Here is a 24,731-nt window from a genome sequence, read left to right on the forward strand (position 1 = left end):
GTCACCCTCGTCCTGGTGGGGCTGATCGTGCTGGTGATCCTCACCTGGCTGCTGACCCGCTGAGCGGCGTCGGCGCGCCGGATTCTGTTAGGCTTCCCGCCATGTGCGCAGCCCCCGGTCGAGTGACGTGCCGTGTCCCGGCGCGCCCGCCGGTGATGGTCTGCGCGGCCACCGATGTGGACTGTTGCCGCTGACCGGCACCCCCGCTTGCGGTCCGGTGCTCCGAGGCTGAGCGATTCCGTTCCGGCCCGGCGCCTCGAACGCAGTCGCGCGCCCGCTGTCGCCGAAGCCACCCGGAAAGGTCCCCCGATGCTCGCTCCCCGCGCCACCGTACTGGCGGTCGTTGCCGCCCTGCTCGCCGCCTGCGGCGGTGGCCCCAGCGATGTGGTCGGCGCCAGCGGACTCAAGGACGCCCACACCAGGATCACCCTGGTCAGCTACGCGGTGCCCGAGCCCGGCTGGAGCAAGGTCATCCCGGCGTTCAACGACTCCGAGGAGGGCGACGGCATCGAGGTGACCGCCTCCTACGGCGCCTCGGCGGACCAGTCGCGCGGCGTGGCCGACGGCAAGCCCGCCGACGTGGTCAACTTCTCCGCCGAACCCGACATCACCCGCCTGGTCGACGCGGGCAAGGTCTCCCCGTCCTGGAACCAGGACGCCACCAAGGGCGTCCCGTTCGGTTCGGTGGTGGCGCTGGTGGTGCGCGAAGGTAACCCGAAGAACATCCGGGACTGGGACGACCTGCTGCGCCCCGGGATCGAGGTCATCACTCCCAGCCCGCTCAGTTCCGGCTCGGCGAAGTGGAACCTGCTGGCGCCCTACGCGGTCAAGAGCGACGCCGGCAAGAACCCGCAAGCCGGACTGGATTTCGTGACCCGCCTGGTCAACGACCATGTCACGTTGCGTCCGGCGTCGGGCCGGGAAGCCACCGACGTGTTCGTGCAGGGCAGCGGCGACGTCTTGATCAGCTACGAGAACGAGGCGATCGAGGCCCGACGGCAAGGCAAACAGGTCGAGCATGTGGTGCCGGAGCAGACCTTCAAGATCGACAACCCGGTGGCGGTGCTGACCACCAGCAGACATCTTTCGGCAGCGACGGCGTTCAAGAACTTCCTGTACACGCCGACCGCGCAGCGGCTTTGGGCGCAGGCCGGTTTCCGCCCGGTGGACCCGGCGGTCATCGCCGAGTACCGCGACCGGTTCCCGGCGCCGAAACGGCTGTTCACCATCGCCGACCTGGGCGGCTGGGAGGTGGTCGACCCGCAACTGTTCGCCAAGAACACCGGGTCGATCACCGCCGTCTACCTCGAGGCGACCGGATGAGCCTGACCGCGACGCTCGAGCGCCCGCCGGCGCCGCTGCGACGGAGTACCACCGGGCTTCGGGTCGGCATGGCCACCGGCTGGCTGTCGGTGATCGTGCTGTTACCGCTGGCGGCGATCGTGTGGCAGGCCGCTGACGCCGGCCCGGATGCGTTCGTCTCGGCGGTCACCTCCAAGGCGGCGCTGGAGTCGTTTCGGGTCACCGTCACCATCGCCACCGGCGTCACCGCGCTGAACCTCGTCTTCGGACTGTTGATCGCCTGGGTGCTGGTGCGCGACGAGTTCCCCGGAAAACGGTTGGTGGAGACGGTCATCGACCTGCCGTTCGCGTTGCCCACCATCGTCGCCAGCCTGGTGATGCTCGCACTGTACGGACCCAACAGCCCCATCGACGTGCATCTGCAGCACACCGGGTGGGGCGTGGGCGTCGCGCTTGCCTTCGTCACCTGCCCGTTCGTGGTGCGCACCGTCCAACCGGTGCTGCTGGAGATCGACCGCGAAGCCGAGGAGGCCGCCGCGTCGCTGGGCGCCGGACCCGGGACCGTCTTCCGCGCCGTGGTGCTGCCGTCGCTGGCGCCGGCGCTGCTCACCGGCGCGGGTCTGGCGTTCTCCCGGGCGATCGGTGAATTCGGTTCGGTGGTGTTGATCGGAGGGGCGATCCCCGGCAAGACCGAGGTGTCCTCGCAGTGGATCAGGACGCTGATCGAAAACGACGACCGAGCCGGCGCTGCCGCGATCTCGGTGGTGCTGCTGACGATCTCGTTCACGGTGCTGTTGTTGCTGCGTCTGGTCGGCACCCGGGTCGCGCGCCAGGAGGAACAGACCGCATGACCCTGTCCACACCGGTGCGCCTGGTGCTGCGGTGGCTGGCGCTGGCTTACATCCTCGCGCTGCTGGTGGTACCCGTCTCGCTGATCCTGTGGCGCACTTTCCAGCCCGGGCTGAGCCAGTTCGTCGCCTACATCACCACTCCGGCGGCGATCGCGGCGCTGGACCTGTCGCTGCTGGTGGTGGCCATCGTGGTGCCGCTCAACGTGATCTTCGGCGTTCCGACCGCGCTGGTGTTGGCGCGCAACAAGTTCCGTGGCAAGGGCCTGCTGCAGGCGGTGATCGACCTGCCGTTCGCGGTGTCGCCGGTGGTGGTCGGTGTCGCGCTGATCGTGCTGTGGGGGTCAGCCGGGGCGCTGGGGTTCGTGGAGAACAACCTCGGATTCAAGATCATCTTCGGTCTGCCCGGCATCGTGCTGGCCAGCGTCTTCGTCACCTGCCCGTTCGTGGTGCGTGAGGTCGAACCGGTGCTGCGTGAACTGGGCACCGATCAGGAGGAGGCCGCCGCCACCCTGGGTGCCAACAGTTGGCAGACGTTCTGGCGCATCACGGTGCCGGCGATCCGGTGGGGCCTGACCTACGGGATCGTGCTCAGCGTTGCCCGCACCCTCGGCGAGTACGGCGCGGTGCTGATGGTGTCGTCGAACCTGCCCGGAACCTCGCAGACCCTCACGCTGCTGGTCTCCGACCGGTACAGCCGCGGTGAGGAATACGGCGCCTATGCGCTGTCGACACTGTTGATGGGGGTCGCGGTGCTGGTCCTGGTCGTCCAGGTGGTCCTCGACGCCCGGCGGGGGAGGGCGTCCGCGTGAACAGGGAGAAGAGTTGATGGTGGACGACGCGATCACGGTATCGGGTGCCAGCAAGCGCTACGGCGACTTCGTCGCGCTGGACAACGTCGACTTCACCGTGCCGCAGGGATCGCTCACCGCGTTGCTGGGCCCCAGCGGGTCGGGCAAATCGACGCTGCTGCGCGCCATCGCCGGCCTCGACCACCCCGACAGCGGCACGATCACCATTCACGGCCGCGACGTGACCGGGGTGCCGCCGCAACAGCGCGGGATCGGCTTCGTCTTCCAGCACTACGCCGCCTTCAAACACATGACGGTGCGCGGCAACGTCGCCTTCGGTCTGAAGATCCGGCACCGACCCAAAGCCGAGATCGCCGCGAAGGTCGACAACCTGCTCGAGGTGGTCGGCCTGGCCGGATTTCAGGACCGCTATCCCAGCCAGTTGTCCGGTGGGCAGCGCCAGCGGATGGCTTTGGCGCGAGCGCTGGCCGTTGACCCCCAGGTGCTGTTGCTCGATGAGCCGTTCGGGGCGTTGGACGCCAAGGTTCGCGACGACCTGCGGGTCTGGTTGCGGCGCTTGCACGACGAGGTGCACGTCACCACCGTCCTGGTCACCCACGATCAGGCCGAGGCGCTGGACGTGGCCGGCCGGATCGCAGTGCTCAACCAGGGCCGCATCGAGCAGGTCGGCACCCCCGACGAGGTGTACGACGAGCCTGCCAACGCGTTCGTGATGTCGTTTCTGGGCCCGGTGTCCTCCCTCAACGGCAGCCTGGTGCGTCCGCACGACATCCGCGTGGGACGCACTCCCGAAATGGCCGTTGCGGCAGGCGGACCCGGCGCGCAGGCAGCGGTGTTGCGCGCCACCGTCAAACGGGTGGTGATGCTGGGCTTCGAGGTTCGGGTGGAACTGACCAACGCCGCCACCGGGGGAGCGTTCACCGCCCAGATCACCCGAGGGGACGCCGAGGCGCTGAAACTGAACGCCGGCGACACCGTCTACGTGCGGGCGACCCAGGTCTCGGCGCTCAGCGCGCCCTGACGGTCAGGCGGCGGCCACGTCGACCAGGGCGTCCTCGACCCGGTCGAGCACCGCGGCGGCCACCAGCCGGTGCGCCCCCAACGGTTCGGCCATCACCATCCCGGCGTCGCGGGCATAGCCGGCGACCCGGTCGGTGATCCGGCCGTGCGCCAGGAACCACGGCGCGACGGCGATCCGGGTGGCGCCGCGCTGGCGCAGTCGCTCGGCGGCCTCGGCGATCGACGGTCGCGCTCCGGTCGCGAAGCAGACCTCCGCACCGGCCCAACGGGTGCCGCGGGCGAGCGTGTCGGCAACCCGCGCGGTGCGGGCGTTGGCGTCCGGTTTCGACGAGCCGACCGCGGCCACCAGCACCCCGAGTCCGGCGTCGAACCGGGACACCCCGACCTCGCCCAGCCGTTGCCGCATCACCTGCAGGAGACGCTCGTCCTCGCCGAGCACGGCAGCCTGCCGGACGGACACCCCGGCGTCGACGATGAGGGCCGGGATGTCGATGCGGGCGTGGTAGGCCGCGGCCAACAGCAGTGGCGCGACCACCACCCGGTCGTGCAGACCGGGGAGCTCGAGCAGCGCGTCCCGCAGATTCGGTGAGTTCTGCTCACAGAACGCCACCCGCACATCGAGTTCCGGGGACACCCGGCGCAGATGCCCGGCGATCGCCCGGGTGTTGGCAGGCGAGCGCGGGTCCGCGCTACCGTGCGCGGTCAAGATGACGGTGGTCATGAGGCGTGCAGGCCGCACTCGATCTTGGCGCTGCCCTGCCAGCGGCCGCTGCGCGGGTCCGCGCCCTCGGCCGGTTTGGCGGTGCACGGGGCACACCCGATCGACGGGTATCCCTCCTCGATCAGCGGGTTGACCAGCACGTTGTGCTCATCGATGTAGGCGGCCACGTCCTCGTCGCTCCACGCGGCGAGGGGGTTGATCTTGACCAGCTTGAACTGCTCGTCGAAGCTGATCAGCGGTGCGTTGGCGCGGGTGGGAGCCTCCACCCGGCGGATTCCGGTCACCCACGCGGCGAACCCGCGCAGTGCTTTGGTCAGCGGTTCGACCTTGCGCAGCCTGCAGCATTCCCCGGGGTTACGGGCGAACAGGTCCTTGCCCAGGGTCGCGTCCTGCTCGGCGACGGTCTGCTCGGGCGTGACGTTGAGGATCCGCACGTCGTAGACCGCCTCGACCGCGTCGCGGGTCCCCAGCGTCTCGGCGAAGTGGTATCCGGTGTCCAGGAACAACACCGGAACCCCGGGCCGTACCTTGGCGGCCAGATCCACCAGTACCGCGTCGGCCATGTTCGAGGCGACCACGTAGTTGCAGGTCGCACCACCGCGCGGACCGTTGACGCCGCCGAAATGCTCGTCGGTCCAGCGCAACAACTCGGTCGCGTCGGCGCCGTCGAGTTCGGCAGCGCCGCGGGCCGCCAGGTCGCGCAGGTGCTCCTCGCTCCAGCCGCTCATCGCAGATCGTCCTCGTCGGCGCGGACCACCCACTGGGCGAATCGTTCCCCGTCGTTGCGCTGTTTGATGAAGGTGCGCACGAGCCGCTCGATGTAGTCACCGAGTTCACTGTCGGCCACCTTGTGTTGCCGCAGCTTGCGTCCGAAGCCGCTGTCGGCGCCGAGGCTGCCGCCGAGGTGGACCTGGAAGCCGGGCACCGGGTTGCCCTCGCCGTCGTCGATCATCTGGCCCTTGAAGCCGATGTCGGCCACCTGGACCCGCGCGCAGGAGTTGGGGCAGCCGTTGATGTTGACCGTGATCGGCACGTCCAACAGCGCGTTGAGGTCCTCCAGGCGGGCTTCCAGCTCCGGAACCAGGCCTTGGGCGCGCACCCGGGTCTCGACGAAGGACAGCTTGCAGAACTCCAGTCCGGTGCAGGCCATCAGGTTTCGTCGCCACGGCGACGGGTCGGCGGGCAACCCGAGCGCCTCGAGACCGGCGAGCAGACCGTCGAGTTGGTCGTCGGCCACGTCGAGGATGATCAGTTTCTGGTACGGGGTGAACCGGGCCCGGTCGGAGCCGGCACGCTCCATCAGCTCGGCCACCCGGGTCAGGATGGTGCCCGAGACCCGCCCGGAGACCGGGGCGACGCCGACGGCGTTGAGCCCGTTCTTCAACCGCTGCACGCCGACGTGGTCGATCGGGGCGGCCGGCTGCGCGGGAGCCGGGCCGTCGATGAGCTTGCGGCCCAGGAACTCCGTTTCCAGCACGTCGCGGAATTTCTCCACGCCCCAGTCCTTGACCAGGAACTTCAGCCGGGCTTTGGACCGCAGGCGCCGGTAGCCGTAGTCGCGGAACAACCGGGTGACGGCTTCCCACACGTCGGGCACCTCGTCGAGCGGCACCCAGGCGCCCAGCCGCTGGGCCAGCATCGGGTTGGTGGACAGCCCGCCACCGACCCACAGGTCCAACCCCGGGCCGTGTTCGGGGTGGTCGACCCCGATGAACGAGATGTCGTTGACCTCGTGGGCGACGTCCTGCAGGCCCGAGATCGCGGTCTTGTACTTACGCGGCAGGTTGGCGTACTCGGGGTTGTCGATGTAGCGGCGCACGATCTCGTCGAGGGCCGGCGACGGGTCGATGACCTCGTCGAGGGATTCGCCGGCCAGCGGCGAACCGAGCATGCCGCGAGGGCAGTCACCGCACGCCTCGGTGGTCTGCAGGCCGACAGCGGCCAGCCGCTCCCAGACCTCGGGGACGTCCTCGATCTCGATCCAGTGGTACTGCAGGTTCATCCGGTCGGAGATGTCGGCGGTGTCGCGGGCGAACTCGGTGGAGATCTCGCCGAGGGTCCGCACCGCTTGCGCGGACATCGCCTTCCCGTCGCAGCGGACCCGCATCATGAAGTACGGAGCCTCCAGCAGGTCGGTGTTCTCGTCGCCGGTCCAGGTGCCGTCGTAGCCCTGGGCGCGCTGGGTGTACAGGCCCATCCAGCGGAACCGGCCGCGCAGGTCGGTCTTGTCGATGGAGTCGAATCCCTGCTTGGAGTAGGTGTCGAGGATCCGGGCGCGCACGTTCAGCGCGGGATCGTCGCGTTTGAGTTCCTCGTTGGGGTTGAGCGGGTCGAGGCTGCCCAGAGCCCACTGACCCTCGTCGCGGGTCTTTTTGGGGCGGGCCTTGCGGGGCGTTTCGGCGGTGGTCATGTTGCTCCTCGTGGACAGGAGCCGGCGTGGATCGCGCAGGTCAGCATGGCTTCCCGGTCGCGCAGATCCGGCGGCCAGCTGGGTATCAGTGGGCGGGTCTACGACGTCAGGGCAGACAACAACAGCTGCAGACGCGTTTGAAGTCGACGTGACGGCGGGCCACCAGGGCTACATCGAACGAGGAGTGGGGCGCGACGGTCACGTTCGCCATTGTGCCATGCGGGGGCGAAAACCTTCTAACCGGGCCGAAGTTCTGCTCACCGTGAGTAAAACTCCGCCGAGGCGGACGGCACACAAACCTGTCAACCCGCTGTCAATCCGATGGACGGGCCGTGTCGGCGCGACACCGGTGAAACGGCGGACCGAGCATGGGGGCACCCGACCAGGAGGTGAGCCCGAATGACCGGACCTCCCGACCGAAGCCGTCGCCGGCTGGCGCGTCGCGGCACCCGGGTCGCCGCTCTGGTTACCGTCCTACTGCTGGGGTTGATCGGTCTCGGCGGCTGGTGGCTCGTCCAACGCCACCGGGTCCACGTCGCGGCCGCGGGCGCACAGGCTGCGGCGGAACGCTATGTGGAGACCCTGACCAACTTCGACACCGCCGCCGACCCGGCCGTCACCGGCCGGAGGACGGCGACACTGCTGGACGGCGCCGCCGACCCGTTCCGGCGGATGGTCGCCAGGTCCGGTGACCAACTGCGCACCTTCCAGCGTGACCACCGGGTGTCCGCGCAGGGCAGGATCGTGGACTCCGCGGTCGAGGACGCCAGCACCACCGGCGCCGTCGTCGACCTCACCGTCGAGGAGACGGTGCGCAACCGCGACCTCGCCGAGCCCGACGTCGATGACACCGAACTGCGCCTGACCATGACCCGGGTCGACGGTCGGTGGCTGGTCAGCCGCATGGAGCTGGCGTGAGGCGGGCGGCAGCGGTGGCAGCCGGCCTCGTCGCCTGTCTGGGTTTCGGCGGCCTCGCGGCATCTGAGCCCGCCGTGAACTGGAATGCACTGGCCCAGTGCGAATCCGACGGGGACTGGTCGGCCGATACCGGCAACGGCTTCTACGGCGGGCTCCAGATCAGTGAGTCGACCTGGCGTGCCAACGGCGGGCAGGGCACACCGGCCCAGGCCAGCCCGGCCGCCCAGATCGCGGTGGCCCGCCGCATCCTGGCCCGCCAGGGCACCAGCGCCTGGCCGACCTGCAGCTCGCACGGCCGGGCGCGCAGCCGGGCCCCGGTGGGATCGACCACCCATTTCCTGATGTATCTGGCCGATCAGGCCGCTGCGGCACTCGACGGCTGACCGACTGCGGAGCCGCGTGGGAGGATCGAGTGCCATGACGGTTCGCCCCGAGCTCCGCGACCTGCCGCAGTTACGGCTGCGGCCCGGCGCCCCGGTCGGGCTGTACCTGCACGTGCCGTTCTGCCTGACCCGCTGCGGCTACTGCGACTTCAACACCTACACGCCGGCCGAACTCGGCGGGGTCAACCCGGACGCCTGGCTGGCCGCGTTGAGCGCCGAACTGCAGCGGGCCGGCGCCCTGCTGGACCACCCGGAAGTGGCCACCGTCTTCGTCGGCGGAGGAACGCCGTCGCTGCTCGGCGGCGACCGGATGACGGTCATGCTCGACGCGGTGCGGACCGCGTTTCCGCTGGCCGGGGACGCGGAGGTGACCACAGAAGCCAACCCCGAATCGACGTCCCCGGAGTTCTTCGCAACCCTGCGCACGGCCGGATACACCCGGATCTCGCTGGGCATGCAGTCGGTGGCGCCGCGGGTGCTGGCGGTGCTCGACCGGGTGCACTCGCCGGGGCGGGCCGCGGCGGCCGCCGGTGAGGCCCGGGCGGCCGGGTTCGATCACGTCAGCCTGGACCTGATCTACGGCACGCCGGGAGAGACCGACGAGGATCTGCTCGCGTCGGTCGAGACCGCGATCGCGGCCGAGGTCGACCACGTCTCGGCCTATGGGCTGATCGTCGAGGAGGGCACCGCGCTGGCCCGCCGGATCCGCCGCGGCGAGCTTCCCGCACCCGACGACGATGTGCTGGCCGCGCGCTACGAACTGGTCGACGCGCGGCTCACCGACGCCGGATTCCATTGGTACGAGGTGTCGAACTGGGCCCGGCCCGGCGGCGAGTGCCGGCATAACCTGGGCTACTGGGACGGCGGGCAGTGGTGGGGCGCCGGGCCCGGCGCGCACGGTTTCGTCGGCGACGTGCGCTGGTGGAACGTCAAACACCCCAACGCTTACGCCCACGCCCTCGACGGGGGCCGACTGCCGGTCGCCGGTTTCGAGACCCTCACCGACGAGACCAGGCACACCGAAGAGGTGATGTTGGCGCTGCGGCTACGCCGCGGCCTGGCCCTCGATCGCCTCGACGCCGCCGAGCGGGCCCGCGCCGACACCGCGGTGGCGGCAGGTCTGGCGGTCGTCGAGGACCGACGTCTGGTGCTCACCGCGCGGGGCCGGCTGCTGGCCGACGGGGTGGTCCGCGACCTGCTCGGTTAGCTGTCCGCGTTCGGCGGGGCGGCGCGAAGCTCCGCAGGTGAGATTATTCACGATGTTTTAATTCGCTATCGCGGAATTACGACGTTATTGTTACCGCAAATACGGATAAATAAGTTGATTTACTCCTGAGGTGCGCCTCGGGGCGGATGGCGGAGGGTCGGTGCCGGATGGGTGAGTCGTCGCGACGGATCGAGGACGGGTTTCACCGGGCCGGCAACCGGGTGTTGCTGTTCCTGGGGCGCCAGCACCGGTTGGACCGGCCGAGTTACCGCCTGGAGAACACGTTGAGCTTCGTGTTCAACGCCTTCGGTGCGCGGCGTGATCGGGTCGCCAACATCCTGAACGGCGTGTGGCTGGGGCACCCGGTCCATCCACCGCTGGCATCGCTGACCAGCGGCGCGATCGGCACGACCGTGGCGCTCGACACGCTGAGCCTGTTGCCGGGCCGCCCGAGGAGCGAACTCCTGGACGCCTCCCGGTTCGCGAGGCGCTCGCTCGGCGTCGGGATCGTCGCGAACTTGGCTTCGGCGGTCACCGGCGTCGCCGATTGGCAACACACCCATGAGCAGGACCGCCGGATCGGGCTCGTGCACGGCGTGCTGAATCTCCTGGCGACCGGGCTCTACCTCCAGTCGTGGCGCGACCGGCGCGGTGGGCGTCACCTACGGGGCATCGCGGCCAGCGCGATCGGATACGGAATCACCACCGGCAGCGGATTTCTGGGTGGCGCCCTGGTGTTCGGTTCGGGAATCGGGCTGGATCAGTCCGGCGCCCGGCTGCGGCTGACGGAGTGGACGCCGGTCGCGGCGATGGCGAATCTGGCCGACGGTGCCCCGACCCGGGTCGAGGTCGACGGTGTGGGGCTGGTGCTGTGCCGCAACGGCGAGTCCGTCTCCGCGCTGGGCGGCTACTGCCCACATCTTGCGGCGCCGATGGGCGACGGTTGGCTCGATCGCGGCCGGCTCGTCTGCCCCTGGCACGGATCACAGTTCGACACCGCTACCGGCGAGGTCGTTCGGGGGCCGGCGGCGGCGCCATTGCCGTGCTACCAGGCCCGAGTGCGCAACGGAACCGTCGAATTACGCGACGGCGCCCCCCATCCGGTCGGCTCCGGCCGGAACCGGGAGGTTCACCCCGCACCGATTCGCCACATCCCCGAGGAGGCGACACGATGACCACCGGAGTGACCAACGCCTATGACGTCCTGCGCGACCACCACAACGTGTTGCGCGACCTGGGAAACAGGTTCAAAGAGTTGCCGGCCGGCTCGGCGGCCCGGCAGCGGGTCCTCGACGAACTCCTGGTGGAGTTCGACATTCACATGCGCATCGAGGACGACCTCTACTACCCGGCGATGGCTGCTGCCAGTCGACTCATCGCGATCGCGCACGCCGAACACCGGCAGATCTACGACGCGCTGGCCGTTGCGCTTCGCACACCGGCGACCGCACCGCAGTACGAGGCCGAGTGGGAGTTCTTCCTCACCGTCCTGGAGGCGCACGCCGACGAAGAGGAACGCGACCTGATCCCGCCGCCGGCGCCGGTGAAACTGACCGAGGCGCAGTTGGAGGATCTCGGTGCGGCGATGAGTGCTCGCATGGCAAAGCTGCGTAACTCCACCTGGGAGCGTCTGCGCGTCCGGGCTCGCGCGGCCCTGCTGCGGGTCTTGTGAACCCAGCCGACGTACAGCGCGGTGTCCTACAGTGGCCGGGTGGGATTCTCCGGCTACCGGCAGTTGACGTTCGACCGGCGCGACAACGGCGTCCTGCTGATCACCATGAACCGGCCGGAGAAGTACAACGCCGCCGACGAGGAACTGCACAGCGAACTCGCCCGGGTCTGGACCGACGTCGCCAACGACGCCGCCACCCGGGTCGCGGTGATCACCGGTGCCGGTAAGGCGTTCTCGGCCGGCGGGGATCTGGCCATGGTCGAGCGGATGGCCGGCGACTACGAGCGGGTCTCCCACATGCTCACCGAGATGGGTGAGCTCGTCTACAACATGATCAACTGCGACAAGCCCATCGTCTCGGCGATCAACGGGGTCGCGGTCGGTGCGGGCACCGTGGTGGCCCTGCTGGCCGATATCGCGATCGCCGCGGAGGATGCCAAGATCGGCGACGGCCACGTCAAACTCGGGGTGGCCGCCGGCGACCACGCCGCGATCATCTGGCCGCTGCTGGCCGGCATGGCCAAGGCCCGCTACCACCTGCTCACCGGGGAGATGATCACCGGTGCGGAGGCCGAACGGGCCGGCATGGTGGCCAAGGCGCTGCCCCGCGACGAGGTCCTCGACGAGGCGTTGCGCATCGCCGACGCCCTCGGCTCCGGCGCGCAGCAGGCGATCCGGTTGACCAAGCGCGCCCTCAACGGCTGGCTGCGCACCGCCGGACCGATCTTCGAACAGTCCGCCGCCTACGAGATGCTGACCTTTCTGGGGCCCGACGTGGTCGAGGGGTACACCGCCCTGCGGGAAAAGCGTCCCCCGCGCTTCCCGTCGGCCGGCCCGACCGGCGGCATGTAACACCGCCGGGCGCTCCGGCGACATCAGCAGTGTCGGCGCGGACATCCTCGCCGGTACATCAGCGAAAGGACCCAACGTGACCGTGAAATCGCTCGCCACCGGTGCTGCCGCCGTCGCTGCGCTCGGAGCCGCCGCCCTGGGTGTGACCGGTGTGATCGGTACCGCCCCCGCCCCGCAGGTTCAGCTCACCACCCTCGGCGCACCGTTGCCGTTGGAGCCCGCCGAGGCGCTGCCGACGGCCGATCAGCTCACCGGCGTGCTGACCAGCCTGGCCGACCCGGCGGTGCCGTTCGCCAGCAAGGGCAACCTGATCGAGGGCGGTATCGGCGGTGTCGAGGGCACGGTGGCCGACCGCAAGCTGCAGAAGGCCGCCCGTAAGGGGCAGCTGCCGCTCTCGTTCAGCGTCGACAACATCGCCCCGGCCGGGCCCGGGACCGCTGCCGCGGACGTGACCGTCTCCGGACCGAAGATGGCCGCCCGCACGATGAACCTCACCTTCGTTAACCAGGGCGGCTGGGAGCTTTCCCGCTCCTCGGCCACCCAGCTGATCCAGGCCGCCTCGGCGCTCTGACGCACCGGGCGGGGCCCGGAAACCCGGCCGAAGGTAGGTTAGGCTACATTTACTAACCGTGACCGAGGTTGGTGTTCAGATCCCGGCCGCCGGGTCGGCGGCCATCCCGCTTCCGGGCGGAGTCGACCCGGCCGACCTGGCGGCGGAGCTCGCCGCCGCGCTGCCTGAACGCGACGGCGAGGACTACCAGCTCTACGAACGCGACGGCACCTGGACCCTGGCGTTCGGAGTGCGCGCGGCGGTCGAACTCGACAGCGACGAGCTGCGCATCATCCGCGGCGACGCGACGAGCCGGCAGAGCTGGCACGGCCGGCCCGGCGCGGTCCTCGGCGAGGCCGTCGACCGGCTCCTGCTGGAGGCCGGACCGGCGTTCGGCTGGGTGGCGTTCGAGTTCACCGCCCACCGGTTCGGCCTTGCCGACCGGCTCGCACCGGGCACCCCGCTGGCGCGGGTGTTCTGGCCGCGCACCCGGATCGTCGTCAGCGCCGCCGGGGTCGAGGTCGTCGACGGTGACGAGCGCTGCGACGCGATGCTGCGGCAGGTCCTCGCCGCGGGCCCGGTCGCGGTGCCCGCGCCGGCACCGGTGGACACCAGCGCCGACACCAGCGACTACCGCAACCGGGTGCGCACCGCGATCGACGAGATCGCCGCGGGCCGTTACGAGAAGGTCATCGTCTCCCGCAGCGTTGACGTGCCGTTCGCGCTGGACTTTCCGGCCACCTACCGGCTGGCGCGCCGCAACAACACTCCGGCACGCTCCTTCCTGTTGCGGCTGGGCGGCACCAGAGCGGTCGGCTACAGCCCCGAACTGGTCGCCGCGGTCCGGCCGGGCGGCGTGGTCCTCACCGAACCGTTGGCAGGTACCCGAGCGCTGGGGCGAGGTGCGGCCGACGACCGCCGCGCTCGTGCGGAGCTGGAATCCAACGCCAAGGAGATCGTCGAGCACGCCATCTCGGTGCGGACCTCGATCGCCGAGATGAACGAGGTCGCCCGGCCGGGCTCCGCAGCGGTCACCGACTTCATGACGGTGCGCGAACGCGGCAGCGTGCAGCACCTCGGCTCCACCGTGCGTGCCGAACTGGATCCGTCGCGCACCCGGATGGACGCGCTGGAGGCGTTCTTCCCCGCGGTCACCGCCTCCGGCATCCCGAAGGGGGACGCGGTCGAGGCCATCATGCGGTTGGACGACTCGGCGCGCGGACTGTACTCGGGGGCGGTGGTGATGTTCGACGCCGACGGCGGCCTGGACGCGGCGCTGACCCTGCGTGCTGCCTACGAGCGGGATGGCCGCACCTGGCTGCGGGCCGGTGCGGGCATCATCGCCGATTCGCGCCCGGAGCGGGAGTTCGAGGAGACCCGGGAGAAGCTGGCGACCGTCGCACCGTACCTGGTGCCGCTGACGACCTAGTTCGCCTCGGCGGCAGGAGAATTGGCCAAGTAGTCGGAGAGCAGGTTACCCACCATCGCCTCGATCGTCGATTCGATCGAGGACGCCAGCGTGGCGGTGACCGAGGCGACCGCCTGGGTGCGGAACCGCACCAGCATGGTGATCAGGGCAGCGATCTCGGTGTCGGCCGGAAGTGGTTCGCCCGGCTTGATGTGGTCGATGACGTGCTCGGCGCCCGCGCGCACCAGCATGTCGCTGATCGCGTCGATGTGCGGCAGCGTCTGCGCGTGCAACTCGATCAGCGTGTCGAGGGGGACACCGTAGCGGTGGATCTCGCTGAACGCCTCGATCAACCTGGGCCGGGCGACGGTTGCGGTGTCCCCGTCGATGCGGAGCACTCCCAACTCCACCAGTCGGTCCAGTCCCGCCGAGCCGCCGAGGAGGTCGGTGACCCGGTCGAGTGGCATCGTCTCCGGGCGCTCGGTGGTCCACGATCCGGCGATCGCGGTCTCCAGACCCAACACATCGGCGAGGTCTTTGCCGTTCTCCCAGGCGTTGAGCATCTCCTTGACGTGGGCGATGTTGTAGCCTCGGTCGAGCATCGAGGTGATCAGCCGCAGCCGGGTCAGGTGCGTGTCGTTGTAGAGCGCCACCCGCCCGACTCGGCGCGGCGGCGGAAGCAGTCCCCGGTCGCGGTAGACACGGATGTTGCGCGTGGTGGTGCCCGACCGGCGGGCCAGATCGTCGATCCGATACTCCCCGGAGTCGGCCGAGACCGGTTGGCGCACCGCCGCGTCGAAGAGCTGCGACACCGCGGCCTCGATGACGTCGCGGGATTGTCGCCGCACCCGCTGCGGGGCGCGTCGCAGGTTGGCCAGGACACCGGCGATGGTGCCTGCCTCGGGTCGTCGCTCGGTAGCCATCAGGCGGTCGCGACGACCGCGTCCCGCTGCGGGATCGCGTGGTAGTCGGCCAACCGGAAACTGCGCATCTGTCGAAGATACTGGGTGGCGAAACCCGGATACATCGCGGCATTGTAGCCGTCCTCGGTCAGATACCAGCTACGGCACCCGGTCATCCACGTGGTCCTGGTCAACCGGCGCTGCAGGCGCGCGTTGTGCCGCTGTTGGACCTCCGCACGGACGTCGAGGTAACGCAGATCCTTACGCAGGATCGTGGTGATGGCCCGCGTCGCGTAGTCCAGTTGGCCTTCGACGTAGACCAGCAGCGAATTGTGGCCGGGCCCGGAGTTCGGCCCGGTCATGAAGAACAGGTTGGGGTAGCCGTGCGCCTGGATGCTCTTGTAAGCCTGACCCGCATGCGCCCACTCCTCGGCCAGCGACCGCCCGTCGAGCCCGGTCACCGGGAACGGCGGCCCGGTCAGCTGGACCTGGTAGCCGGTGGCGAACACGATCGCGTCGAGGTGGTGCTCCACCCCGTCGCTGGTGCGGATCCCGGCGGGGCTGAGGGTCGCGATCGGCCAGTCGATGAGTTTGCAGTTGTCGCGCTGCAGCGCCGGGTAGTAGTCGCTGGACAGCAGCATCCGCTTGCATCCCGGTGTGAACGACGGGGTGAGCTGCCGCCGCAGCCAGGGGTCCTTGACGGTCAGCCGCAGGTGGGTGCGGCCCAGCTGGGCCACCAGCCCACTCAGTGGGGTGTCCCACACCAGGGCGGTCGCGCTGGCCTCGTGCCCCCAGAACAGCGCCTGGCGGGCGATTTGTTGGGCGCCCGGCACGGTGGCGAACAGTTTCTGCACCGGGGGCGGCATCGGCACATCCAGGCGCGGCAGCACCCAGCCGGGGGTGCGCTGGAAGACCTTGACGAACTCCGCCTTCTTGACCAGCTCCGGAATGATCTGCACCGCACTGGCTCCGGTGCCGATCACCGCGACCCGCTTGCCGGTGAAATCGTAGGCGGAATCCCATCGGGCGCTGTGGATCTTGTGGCCTTCGTAGCGGTCCAGACCACGGATTGCGGGAAAGTCCGCGTTGGACAGCGGCCCGGAGGCCAGCACGACGGTGCGGGCGCGGACCCGCCTGCGCCCCGACGGCGTCGTGACGGCGGCGGTCCAGACCCCGGCGGCCGCATCGAAGGACAGGCCGGTCACTTCGTGGCCGAAGTGGATCTGGCGGGTCACGTCGAAACGGTCGGCCATCGCCTCGATGTGGGCGCAGATCTCCTCGGCGGGGGAGTAGGCCCGCGACCAGCGCGGGTTGGGAACGAAGGAGAACGAGTACAGCAGTGACGGGATGTCGCAGGCGGCGCCGGGATAGCGGGTGTCGCGCCAGGTGCCGCCGACCCGGTCGCTGCGCTCGAGGATCGTGACGTCGTGGACACCGGCCTCGGCGAGTTTGATGGCCGCGCCGATGCCGCTGAACCCGGCCCCGACGATCAGTGTCTCGTGGACGTGCGCGCGGGCCACGATCAGGCCGCCGGCTCGTGGGTCAGTTCCTTGAACCAGCTCGGGATCGGCCGCAGCAGTCGCTTCGGGTAGAACTCCGAGAGGTGCACCAGCGGGTTGGCCAGCAGGTGGTAGGGGCTGTCGGGGTTGGCGAACATCTTCGCGTAGCCCCTGATCAGCTGATAGGCCGGCACTGTTCGGGTGCGTTCGCCGCGGTCGCCGAACTGTTGGAACCGCATCAGCGCCGTGTAGAGCTTCTGCGGATCCAGCCCCATCCCGATCACCTCGTTGCGCACCCGGCTGAACAGCGGCACCGCCATCAGCGCGCCGACGATCACCCCGGGGGATGCGATGTTGCCGACGAACTCGATCGCCAGTTTGCGTGCCTTGGCGTGTCCGATCAGCTCAAGTACCGCGAAATCCACGGCGATGTGGCGGGATTCGTCGTTGTTGATCTTCTCGAAGACCTGGTGGCAGATCGGGTCGTCGACCTCGTCGAGCAGGAACCGAAGGAGTGCGCCGTCCAGCGCCACCTCCAGCATCGGGATCACGGTGCCCAGTACCGACAGCGGCATCCCGTCGGCGTAGTCGTCGAGCCACTGCATCGCCAACCGAATGTTGACGTTGGGTTCGGGCATCTCGTCGTTGTCGAGCATGCCCCAGCGCTTCATCAGGGCCAGTTCGGCGTTGGCGTGGCGCTGTTCCTCGGCGTGGAAGTAGCGGTAGATCTCGGCCAGGGTGGGGGTGGGCGCCTTGCGGGCCATGGCGGCGAAACCGCGGGCGCCGATGTTCTCGATCCAGCACAGATCGGCCATGAACGCCTTGAGTTTCGGTTTCATCTCAGGCCGGATCAGTTCAGCGCCCGGCGCGTCCCAGTCGATGTCGGCCAGCGCCCACTGCCGGTCCTTGATCTTGGTGAGCATGACGTCCATGTCCATGGCGGATCTCCTTGCCTCAGTGCGGCCCGGCGCGGGAGGCCAGACCGATTGCCCTGGTGTACGTCTCGGGAGCGAAGCGCTTGACGCTCCAGCCGATCTTGGCTTCCAGCTGCGGCATGCAGTACAGGCCGCCGCGGTCATGGGTGTTCAGGCAGGTGCGCGCCACGCTGGCGGCGGAGAAGCCGGTCCAGCGCATCAACCGGTCGGCCAGTTCGGTGGAGTGTTCGGTGATCCGGCCAGCTTCGACGATGTTGGTCTTGACGAAGGTCGGGCACAGCACGGTGACCCCGATGCCGGTGCCGGACAACTCGGCGGCCAGCGTCTCCGACAGCGACAGAACGCCGGCTTTGCTGACGTTGTAGGCGGACATGCCGGGTGCGGCGCCGAACGAGGCGGCGGAGGCGACGTTGATGATCCCGCGCGGCGGCGTGCTGTCGCCGGCGGCGCGCAGGATCGGTGCGAAGACGTGGCAGCCGTGGATCGGGCCCCACAGGTTGACGCCCAGCGTCCAATTCCAGTCCTCGATGGACATCTCGCCGATCGGGGTGCCGCCCGCGCCGACTCCGGCGTTGTTGATGACCAAGGTGGGGGCATGGCCGAACCAGTCCTGGGCGGCGGCGGCCAGGTTCTCCACGTCGGCGAGTCGGGACACGTCGCAGTGCACCGCGGTGGCCGAACCGCCCGCGGCGGTGATCGCCTCGACGGTGCGCCCGGCGGCATCGTCGTCGATATCGCTGCACACCACGGCGCCGCCGCGCCGGGCGAGTTCGGTGGCGAAGGCCGCCCCGATCCCGCTACCGGCGCCGGTCACCACCGCCGATGCGCCCTTGCTGCGTTGCGGGGATCGCCAGAACCACACCCCGTCAGTCAACGACAAATGGTGACATTAGTCAATGGCAGAATTCGGTGTGTCGGGTCGTGTCAGCCGGTGGACCAGCGTCTTCTTGTCGACCTTGCCGACGGCGGTCATCGGCAGGCTCGGTAGCGCCGCCACCGCGTCGAGGCGGAGGTGGGTGGCGGTGCCCCGCTCGGCCAGGTGGCCGTTGAGGTCGGCGAGGGTCGGCGATGCGCTGGCTAAGACGACTGCGGCGCAGACTTTCTCGCCGAGCTTCGGATCCGGCAGGCCCACGACTGCGACCGCGCGGACCGCCGGATGGGCCAACAGATGCTCTTCGACGGCCAGGGCGGGCACCGTCTCCCCGCCGCGCAGGATGACGTCTTTGACCCGCCCGGTGACCTCGAGGTTGCCGTCCGCGCGGCGTCGGACCCGGTCCCCGGTGCGAAAGAACCCGTCGCCGGTGAAAGACGCCCCGTTCACATCCGGTTCGGCAAAGTAGCCGTTGAGCGTGTAAGGGCCGCGGGCCAGCAACTCGCCCTCTTCGCCGGGAGCCACCTCGGTACCGGTGTCGTCGACGATCCGTAATTCGTCGTCGGCGCACAGCGGTCTGCCCTGGGTGCACTCGAGGACCTCGTCGGGATCGTCCAGGCGGGTGAAGTTGAGCAGTCCCTCGGCCATTCCGAAGACCTGCTGCAGGCCCGGGGTGAGGGACGCGCGGATCCGGCGGGCGTCCTCGGCGCCGAGTTTGGCGCCACCCACCTGCAGCAGCCGCAGCGAATCGGGGGTGACCGGCTCCCAGGCGCAGGCCTGGGCCCACAGGTTCGCCAACTCCGGCACCAGTGCGGTGACGGTGACCCGGTGGCGCGAGATCGCGTCGAACGCGGCCTCCGGGCTGGGGTCGGCGGTGAACACGGTGGTGGCGCCGACCGCGACCGCCCCGAGCAGCCCCGGGCAGGCCAGCGGGAAGTTGTGCGCGGCCGGCAACGCCACCAAGTAGACGTCCTCGGCGGTCAGGCCGCACAGGGCGGCGCTGGCGGTGGCGTTGTAGACGTAGTCGTCGTGGGTGCGCGGGATCAGTTTGGGCAGTCCGGTCGTGCCGCCGGAGGTCAACAGCAGAGCCGGGGCGTCGGTCGGTGTGGTCACCACCGGTGCGGCCGCGGTCGGCAGGTCGGCCAGCGACCGGAACGGTCCGGGCTCGCCGTCGACCAAAACGTGGCGTAGGTGCGGGAGATCGGAGCGCAGTCGGCCGGCGGTGGAGCGCGGGTCGAAGCCGCCGATTTCGTCGGCGATCACGAGTCCGACGGCTCCGCTGCGTTCGGCGAAGTGGGCCAGTTCGGCCTCTCGGTGGGCGGGAAGGCAGAGCACCGGGATGGCCCCGGCGCGCAGTAGGGCGAACAGTGTCACCGCGAAACGCGACGAGTTGGGCAGCTGCAGCAGGATCCGGTCTCCCGGGCCGATGCCGAGAGCGCTGAACCCGCCGGCGACCTGGTCCACCCTGCGGTCCAGTTCGCCGTAGGTGTGGGTGTCACCCGCCCCGGCGACCGCGACACGGTCGGGCCAGCTCGTCGCGGCCCGGCGCAGCAGCGAGTCGAGCCGCTGACCGGTCCAATATCCCGCGGCCCGGTAGCGGGCGGCGCGCGGTGCGGCGAACGGTACGAACCCGGGTATCACCGCTGGTGCGGCGACGGATCCGGAGCCTGGCGTCGACACGGCGGACCTCCTCGGGGTGTGGTGGGCTGGCGGCCGGGCATCGTGTAGCGTACAGAAAATTAGGGCAGCCTGCGCTAACTACGGAGGGTGAAGGTGAGCGAGACTCTCGACGGCGGGACCGCCGGGCGGTGAGCGGCACGCTCGCGGTGGTGGGCGCCGGGGTCAAAGCGATCGCGGTGGCGGCCAAGGCCGCGATTCTGCGCCAGATGGGCGTCGCGACCATCGATGTGGTCGCCATCGAACGCACCGGGGTGGCGGCCAACTGGCGCCCCGAGGGCGGCTGGACCGATGGCCGCCAGCGTCTGGGGACCAGCCCGGAGAAGGACATCGGTTTCCCCTACCGGTCTGCGTTGGTGCCCGGCCGCGACGCCGAGCTCGACGCCCGGCTGATGCAGTGGAGTTGGCAGTCCTATCTGATAGCCACCGACCAGTTCGTCGGCTGGGTCGACCGCGGCCGGCCCGCACCCAGCCACGAGGCGTGGGCGCGGTATCTGCGCTGGGTTGCCACCACGGCGGGGCTCAACGTGGTGCGCGGCGAACTCGTGGCGGCCGACGTCGACGGGTCACGCTGGCAGTTGCGCACCCGTACCTCCCAATTGAGCGCCGACGCACTGCTGATCACCGGGCCGGGGCAGTCCCGGCATTCGATGCTCACCGGTAACCCCCGGGTGCTGTCGATCGCCGAGTTCTGGCAGCGCGCCGCGGCGCCGGAGCGGATCAGCGTCGACAGCGTCGCGGTGATCGGCGGTGGGGAGACTGCCGCGTCGATCCTCAACGAGCTGTTCCACCACCGGGTCTGCTCGGTCACGGCGATCTCGCCGCAGCCCACCCTGTACACCCGCGGGGAGGGGTTCTTCGAGAACTCGCTGTTCTCCGATCCGGGCCGGTGGCGCAGCCTGTCCCGGACCGAACGCCGGGACTGCATCTCGCGCACCGACCGCGGGGTGTTCTCCGCGCGTGTGCAGGAGTCACTGCTTGCGGACGAGCGCATCCACCATCTGCGTGGGCGGGTGATCAACCTGGTCGACCATGACGAGCGGATCTGGGTCACGCTGCACTGCGGTGATGCCGGCCACGACAACAGCCTGCACGGCTTCGACCTGGTCATCGACGGCTCGGGTGCCGACCCGCTGTGGTTCCTGTCGCTGTTCACCCCTGCGGCCCGCGAACATATACAGAACCGACTGGGGGGGCCGCTGACCGCGGCCGCATTGGAAGACACCATCGGTTACGACCTTGCCGTGGAAGGCCTGGCACCGAAGCTCTTCCTGCCCAACCTCGCCGGGCTGAACCAGGGCCCGGGCTTTCCCAACCTGAGTTGTCTTGGTTTGCTGTCCGACCGCATCCTGAGCGCAGACGTCAGCGCGCCTCGGCCCGCCTTGGAGAGAGACGATGAGTACCAACCCGTTTGACGACGACAATGCCCAGTTCCACGTCCTGGTCAACGACGAGGAGCAGCACTGCCTGTGGCCGGAATTCGCCGCCGTCCCGGAGGGGTGGCGCTCGGTGCTGGGCCCGGTGGCACGCGCTGAGGCGCTGGCCTACGTCGAGGAACACTGGACGGATTTGCGCCCGAAGAGCCTGCGCGAGGCGATGGCGAGCGACTGACTCCCGCTGGGCTATCGGCCCAACTGGGTGAGCACATCGGCGATCGATGCCCCGCCCAGGAGATCGGCGACGGCCAGGTCATGGTCGAGCTCGGCTTGGACCCGACGCCGGAATTCCAGCGCCTGCAGCGAATCCAGCCCGAGTGCCACCATCGGGGTGTCGACGTCGATGGTTTCGGCTGATTCGACACCGATGGTGCCGGCGAGCAGGCCGGTGAGGTGGTGTTTGAGGTCGCCGACTACCGGCTGTGGTGGCCGCGGACGGTCACGGCCCGGTGTCAGCTCGGAAAGCAGCGGGCCGTAACCGTATGTCCCCAGCACCGATTGCGCTCGGACCGGGTCGAATGCCGCGACGATCGCGTTTTCCCCGGACAAGGTCATTCCCACTGCCAGCGCATCTGCGGGCTGCATGCGGAAAAGTCCGGCAGCCGACGTCTTGGCCATGCCGGCCTCGTCAAGATTGGCCACCGTCCACTGGCCCCACTGGATCGCGGAGCACTCCACGCCGTCGGCACGGAGGCGGTGTGCAACCGCGTCGAGAGTGCGGTTGGCGGCCGCGTACAGGGCTTGGCCTCGTCCGCCGATCGTCGCCGCCAGCGATGAACACAGGAGCACCCGGCATCCCGCCTTGCGGGGAACGGTATCGAGGACCCGCGCCAGGCCGGCTACTTTGGCGTGCAAGGCGTCTCGCGCCCGGGCCGACGTTATCTCGGCCAGGTCGTAATCGGAGTATCTGCCCGCGGCATGCACCAGTAAGTCGACCGGCGCGTTCGTGCACCGCTCGGCGAGAAGGGACACGGCGGAGGGATCGCCGATGTCGCAGGAGACGATCTCGATGGCGGTACCGCGGGAAGCGCGGATCCCGTCGACTCTGTCGGCGACTGGTGCGGTGTCCCCCGATCGGCTCACCAAGGTGATGCGCCTGGCGCCCCGTGCTGCGAGATATTCACAGAATTCCAGACCGAGGTTGCCCGTCCCTCCGGTGATCAGGACATGCTCGAAGGGGCCTGTAGTGAGGCCGTCGCCGGGGCCATCGCTGGAGCCGTCGCCGGGGCGAGACTCCTCGCTCACTCGTTTGCCGTAGAGGTGGCCACCGCGCACTGCGAGTTCGGGTTCGACGCTGGTGTGCAATGCCATCAGCGCAGTCGTCGCGATCTCAGCGACATCGGTTTGAGCCGGCAGGTCGAGGTGGCGGAACGCGGTGCGGCGGTATTCAGCGCCGATGCTGCGGAAGCCCGCGCTGATCGCTGCGGTCAGGGGGTCGGGGGCCGGGTCGGCGGCGACAACCGCTTCGGCACCCCATGAGACGAGCCAACACTCGGTGACCGCATCGATGTCGGTCGGCCACCAGTCGCGGTTTGCGAAGAATGAAGCAACCTCGTCGGCAACGGCCGGCAAATCGCGGTTCGACGCGGGGGGGAGCAGAACCACGTAACTGTTGGCGCTGCCCGATTCCGCATCGTCGGACGAATCCAGGACGCGGACCGTGGCGCCGATGCTCTCGCCCGCGTGGCGCAGGGCGTCGACCAATGCCGAAGATCGGCCACCGTAGTCCAGAATCGCCAGGCGGCGCGGCGGGCTCAGCCTCCGTTGGGGCAGCGGAACCCATTTCTCGGTCAGCAGCTGAACTGCTGCCGGAGCCCCGGGCGACCGGTGGTCGGGTTGCGCTGGCTTCACCTCCGGATCGTCCGCCTCCGAGGCGCTTTCGACGGCGACACGTCGAGGCGATTCTTCATAGGGCAGCCACAGCCGGATGTCGTTGGTGATGGTGTTGGGGAAATCGGGGAGTGGAAGCGGTGGCGCTCCGTCGGGATCGTCCGCCCTGCGCCCCCATCGATGATCGATCTGGCTCACCGAGTAGCGGGCGAGTTGACGACTGAATTCGTCGAGTCCGGCACTGTCGCGGACAGAGGTGCCGATAACGACCGCGGTGCGGTGGTCGCCGCTCGACGCGATGTTCTGGTGAAGCGCTGACTCAAGCACGGGGTGTTCGGCGAGTTCGATGAACATGTCGATTCCGTGGGAGACCGCTTCGAGTACGGCTTTGTCGAAGCGGACCGGGTTACGCAGATTCCAGAACCAGTACTGGTCGACGGCATCGGTGGGACTGAGAGCACCGCCGAGTGTGGCGCCATAGCAGGGGGTCTCACTGTTGAGGAACGCTGGTGAGCCCACCTGCTGACGTATCGTCTCGCGGAGTTTCGCACCGAACCGGTTCATCAGGCTGGTATGTGCGGGATAGCGCACATCGATGACCTTCGCGAACGTCCCCCGCTCGGTAAGCGCATCAACCAGGTCGAGTATCGCGTGGCGCTGACCTGAGATCCCGGTCATTCCCGGCGCATTGATGACCGAGATCTCTGCCCAGCCGTCACACCGGGCGAGTAACTCCTCGCATTCCGCCCGTCCGGCCGCGACGACCGCCATCGCGTAGCGATGACGATCCGAAGAGCCGTCGATCTCATCGACGAATCGCGCACGGATGTCGACCAACCGGGCTGCGTCGGCCAAACTCGTCGCTCCGGACACATATGCGGCCGCGATCTCGCCTTGACTGTGGCCGATGGTCGCCGTGGCGGTAACGCCGTAGTCCTGCCACATCGCAGCCAGTGCCGCCATCTGAGTGAACAGCGCCGGCTGAACCACGGCCGCGGTGCGGTCGTCGAGATCGTCCCCGTCGAGCAGGTAGGGCAGTGGCGAGCGACCGGTGTGGGCGAGGAACGCTTCGGCGCAGCGATCGGCCTCCGCTCGGTAGGCGGACACCGAGTCGTAGAAGATGCGTCCCATCCCCGGGCGCTGACTTCCCTGGCCGGGAAAGACGAACGCCAGCTTCCGGTCGATTGCCGGTTCGGTGGAACGGATCAGCGACGGGTGTTCTCGCTGATCGGCCAAGGCACGTAAACCCTCGAGGAGATCGTCGCGACCGTTGGCCGCCACCACCGCGCGGTAACGGCGGGTCTGGCGGGTACGGGCCAGCATCAGAGCGATGTCGGAAGGTTCGACCGAAGGGTGGTCGATGGTGTAAGAGAGCAGTGCCGCCGACTCGCGCGGGAGCAACTCGGCGGTGTCGGACGACACGGGAACCGGAGTGGCCCCGTTGGGTAGCACTTGAACGGCGGCAGGCACGAATTCCC

Annotated in this window: 24 protein-coding genes; 14 read left to right on the forward strand and 10 right to left on the reverse strand. The window is 69.2% G+C overall.

Going from position 1 to position 24,731, the window contains the following annotated elements; all coding sequences use genetic code 11:
- The first annotated feature begins 309 nt into the window (after nt 1-309).
- From AWC30_RS03965 to AWC30_RS03980, 4 genes are read left to right on the forward strand one after another with little or no spacing between them, the layout of a single operon-like run.
- Nucleotides 310-1,323: a sulfate ABC transporter substrate-binding protein gene (locus tag AWC30_RS03965; RefSeq protein WP_085108893.1), complete on the forward strand. Its 1,014-nt coding sequence runs from the start codon at nt 310-312 to the stop codon at nt 1,321-1,323.
- Nucleotides 1,320-2,153, forward strand: a complete 834-nt coding sequence (gene cysT, locus AWC30_RS03970) for a sulfate ABC transporter permease subunit CysT (RefSeq protein WP_085108894.1) — start codon at nt 1,320-1,322, stop codon at nt 2,151-2,153. Before AWC30_RS03965 ends, cysT begins: the two co-directional genes overlap by 4 nt.
- A complete protein-coding gene (cysW, locus tag AWC30_RS03975; protein ID WP_085108895.1) occupies nt 2,150-2,962 on the forward strand; it encodes a sulfate ABC transporter permease subunit CysW in 813 nt (270 codons plus the stop codon). Before cysT ends, cysW begins: the two co-directional genes overlap by 4 nt.
- 16 nt (nt 2,963-2,978) lie before the next feature.
- Entirely contained in the window at nt 2,979-3,983 is a 1,005-nt protein-coding gene (locus AWC30_RS03980; RefSeq protein ID WP_085108975.1) for a sulfate/molybdate ABC transporter ATP-binding protein, read from the forward strand.
- A gap of 3 nt (nt 3,984-3,986) precedes the next feature.
- On the opposite strand, the gene AWC30_RS03985 is transcribed toward AWC30_RS03980, so the two are convergent.
- The 4 genes from AWC30_RS03985 to AWC30_RS18275 form a co-directional block, all read right to left on the reverse strand.
- Entirely contained in the window at nt 3,987-4,703 is a 717-nt protein-coding gene (locus tag AWC30_RS03985) for a sirohydrochlorin chelatase (protein ID WP_085108896.1), read from the reverse strand.
- Nucleotides 4,700-5,431 (reverse strand): phosphoadenylyl-sulfate reductase, encoded by a 732-nt coding sequence (locus tag AWC30_RS03990; RefSeq protein ID WP_085108897.1) that lies wholly within the window; start codon nt 5,429-5,431, stop codon nt 4,700-4,702. The genes AWC30_RS03985 and AWC30_RS03990 overlap by 4 nt, the downstream gene beginning before the upstream one ends.
- Nucleotides 5,428-7,113: a nitrite/sulfite reductase gene (locus AWC30_RS03995; RefSeq protein ID WP_085108898.1), complete on the reverse strand. Its 1,686-nt coding sequence runs from the start codon at nt 7,111-7,113 to the stop codon at nt 5,428-5,430. The genes AWC30_RS03990 and AWC30_RS03995 overlap by 4 nt, the downstream gene beginning before the upstream one ends.
- A gap of 106 nt (nt 7,114-7,219) precedes the next feature.
- The gene (locus tag AWC30_RS18275; protein ID WP_372507229.1) at nt 7,220-7,324 is read right to left on the reverse strand and encodes an Ms4527A family Cys-rich leader peptide; all 105 of its coding nucleotides are present in this window, start codon (nt 7,322-7,324) and stop codon (nt 7,220-7,222) included.
- Between the two features lie 188 nt (nt 7,325-7,512).
- On the opposite strand from AWC30_RS18275, the gene AWC30_RS04000 reads away from it, so the two are divergent.
- The 8 genes from AWC30_RS04000 to AWC30_RS04035 all read left to right on the forward strand — a co-directional run bounded on the left by AWC30_RS04000 (nt 7,513) and on the right by AWC30_RS04035 (nt 14,124).
- Entirely contained in the window at nt 7,513-8,031 is a 519-nt protein-coding gene (locus AWC30_RS04000) for a hypothetical protein (RefSeq protein WP_085108899.1), read from the forward strand.
- Nucleotides 8,032-8,105: 74 nt separating this feature from the next.
- Nucleotides 8,106-8,414, forward strand: a complete 309-nt coding sequence (locus AWC30_RS04005; RefSeq protein WP_234807924.1) for a transglycosylase family protein — start codon at nt 8,106-8,108, stop codon at nt 8,412-8,414.
- A 34-nt stretch (nt 8,415-8,448) separates the two neighbouring features.
- Nucleotides 8,449-9,621, forward strand: coding sequence for a radical SAM family heme chaperone HemW (gene hemW, locus AWC30_RS04010; RefSeq protein WP_085108901.1), 1,173 nt, complete (start codon nt 8,449-8,451; stop codon nt 9,619-9,621).
- Nucleotides 9,622-9,788: 167 nt separating this feature from the next.
- Complete coding sequence (locus tag AWC30_RS04015; RefSeq protein WP_085108902.1) at nt 9,789-10,796, forward strand: Rieske (2Fe-2S) protein; 1,008 nt, start codon at nt 9,789-9,791, stop codon at nt 10,794-10,796.
- Entirely contained in the window at nt 10,793-11,293 is a 501-nt protein-coding gene (locus tag AWC30_RS04020; RefSeq protein ID WP_085108903.1) for a hemerythrin domain-containing protein, read from the forward strand. The genes AWC30_RS04015 and AWC30_RS04020 overlap by 4 nt, the downstream gene beginning before the upstream one ends.
- A 39-nt stretch (nt 11,294-11,332) precedes the next feature.
- Nucleotides 11,333-12,145, forward strand: a complete 813-nt coding sequence (locus tag AWC30_RS04025) for an enoyl-CoA hydratase/isomerase family protein (protein ID WP_085108904.1) — start codon at nt 11,333-11,335, stop codon at nt 12,143-12,145.
- A 76-nt stretch (nt 12,146-12,221) separates the two neighbouring features.
- Entirely contained in the window at nt 12,222-12,716 is a 495-nt protein-coding gene (locus AWC30_RS04030) for an MTB12 family secreted protein (RefSeq protein ID WP_085108905.1), read from the forward strand.
- A gap of 58 nt (nt 12,717-12,774) precedes the next feature.
- On the forward strand, nt 12,775-14,124 hold the full coding sequence (locus AWC30_RS04035) for a salicylate synthase (RefSeq protein ID WP_085108906.1): 1,350 nt from the start codon (nt 12,775-12,777) through the stop codon (nt 14,122-14,124).
- On the opposite strand, the gene AWC30_RS04040 is transcribed toward AWC30_RS04035, so the two are convergent.
- From AWC30_RS04040 to AWC30_RS04060, 5 genes are read right to left on the reverse strand one after another with little or no spacing between them, the layout of a single operon-like run.
- Nucleotides 14,121-15,026 (reverse strand): MerR family transcriptional regulator, encoded by a 906-nt coding sequence (locus AWC30_RS04040; protein ID WP_085108907.1) that lies wholly within the window; start codon nt 15,024-15,026, stop codon nt 14,121-14,123. The two genes, AWC30_RS04035 and AWC30_RS04040, sit on opposite strands and share 4 nt — an antisense overlap.
- Nucleotides 15,026-16,531, reverse strand: a complete 1,506-nt coding sequence (locus tag AWC30_RS04045) for a flavin-containing monooxygenase (RefSeq protein ID WP_085108908.1) — start codon at nt 16,529-16,531, stop codon at nt 15,026-15,028. Before AWC30_RS04045 ends, AWC30_RS04040 begins: the two co-directional genes overlap by 1 nt.
- The gene (locus tag AWC30_RS04050) at nt 16,528-17,442 is read right to left on the reverse strand and encodes a reductase (protein ID WP_085108909.1); all 915 of its coding nucleotides are present in this window, start codon (nt 17,440-17,442) and stop codon (nt 16,528-16,530) included. Before AWC30_RS04050 ends, AWC30_RS04045 begins: the two co-directional genes overlap by 4 nt.
- A gap of 16 nt (nt 17,443-17,458) precedes the next feature.
- Nucleotides 17,459-18,301 carry an SDR family NAD(P)-dependent oxidoreductase gene (locus tag AWC30_RS04055; protein WP_085108910.1) on the reverse strand — a complete coding sequence of 281 codons (843 nt, stop codon included), beginning with the start codon at nt 18,299-18,301 and terminating at the stop codon, nt 17,459-17,461.
- Nucleotides 18,302-18,328: 27 nt separating this feature from the next.
- The gene (locus AWC30_RS04060; protein ID WP_234807925.1) at nt 18,329-19,990 is read right to left on the reverse strand and encodes a (2,3-dihydroxybenzoyl)adenylate synthase; all 1,662 of its coding nucleotides are present in this window, start codon (nt 19,988-19,990) and stop codon (nt 18,329-18,331) included.
- A gap of 128 nt (nt 19,991-20,118) precedes the next feature.
- Between AWC30_RS04060 and mbtG the strand changes: the two genes are divergently transcribed.
- Both mbtG and AWC30_RS04070 read left to right on the forward strand, forming a co-directional pair.
- Complete coding sequence (gene mbtG, locus AWC30_RS04065) at nt 20,119-21,402, forward strand: NADPH-dependent L-lysine N(6)-monooxygenase MbtG (protein WP_085108911.1); 1,284 nt, start codon at nt 20,119-20,121, stop codon at nt 21,400-21,402.
- Entirely contained in the window at nt 21,383-21,598 is a 216-nt protein-coding gene (locus AWC30_RS04070) for an MbtH family protein (protein ID WP_085108912.1), read from the forward strand. The genes mbtG and AWC30_RS04070 overlap by 20 nt, the downstream gene beginning before the upstream one ends.
- An 11-nt stretch (nt 21,599-21,609) precedes the next feature.
- Here AWC30_RS04070 and nbtC read toward each other — a convergent pair whose 3' ends face one another.
- A complete protein-coding gene (gene nbtC / locus AWC30_RS04075) occupies nt 21,610-24,723 on the reverse strand; it encodes a nocobactin polyketide synthase NbtC (protein WP_264000502.1) in 3,114 nt (1,037 codons plus the stop codon).
- Nucleotides 24,724-24,731 lie beyond the last annotated feature (8 nt).

Source organism: Mycolicibacillus trivialis, assembly GCF_002102395.1.
Taxonomy (GTDB): Bacteria; Actinomycetota; Actinomycetes; order Mycobacteriales; family Mycobacteriaceae; genus Mycobacterium; species Mycobacterium triviale.